This window comes from Vibrio sp. 1727, assembly GCF_033344415.1.
Taxonomy (GTDB): domain Bacteria; phylum Pseudomonadota; class Gammaproteobacteria; order Enterobacterales; family Vibrionaceae; genus Vibrio; species Vibrio alginolyticus.
This window is the reverse complement of record NZ_JAWPOT010000218.1, coordinates 1-755: the sequence shown is the minus strand read 5'-3', so window position 1 is coordinate 755 and position 755 is coordinate 1. Positions and strand designations below refer to the sequence as shown.

The 755-nt window shown below is 47.2% G+C and carries 1 protein-coding gene; it reads right to left on the bottom strand.

Features of this window, described 5'->3' with window-relative positions:
- Nucleotides 1–30: 30 nt before the first annotated feature.
- A partial coding sequence (gene ispH, locus R8O10_RS24875) for a 4-hydroxy-3-methylbut-2-enyl diphosphate reductase (protein WP_318191910.1) occupies nucleotides 31–755 on the bottom strand: 725 nt, incomplete at its 5' end.

The following is a 755-nucleotide window of genomic DNA, read 5'->3' as shown; positions in this document are numbered from 1 at the left end:
GTCGCCTTTTGAATATTCGATAAATGGATATCAGTCCACTTGCTTGATTTGCAGCTCTTTTGGTACTTCAAAGAACATGTTTTCTTCTCGACCTAAGACTTCATCGACTGAGCGTGCACCCACTAGCTCTTTGATACGCTCAAGAATCTGATTCACCAACTCTTCTGGCGCAGAAGCACCCGCTGTTACACCTACTTTTGTCTTGCCTTCAAACCACTCAGGCTTGATATCTTCAGGACAATCAGTCAAGTAACCAGGCGTGCCAAGTTTCTCAGCCAACTCTTTAAGACGAGTAGAGTTTGAAGAATTCTTAGAACCCACAACCACCATTACATCCACATCACCAGCCAGCTCTCGCACGGCATCTTGGCGGTTTTGTGTTGCGTAACAAATATCGTCTTTACGTGGGCCTTGGATGTCAGGAAATACGCGGCGTAGCTCTTCAATCACATCAGCGGTTTCATCGACAGACAATGTGGTTTGGCTTACATAGTGCAGATCCGATGGATCTTTCACGATCGCTTTTAGTTTCTCAACGTCCGCAGGAGTTTCCACTAAGTACATGCCGCCAGTTTCGCTTGAGTACTGACCCATGGTACCTTCGACTTCTGGGTGACCAGCATGACCAATCAGAACCACTTCCATATTGCGACGGCTTGCACGCGCAACTTCCATATGAACTTTCGTTACCAATGGGCAGGTTGCATCAAATACCGTCAGATCACGCTGTTTTGCTTCTTGGCGAACCGCTTGCG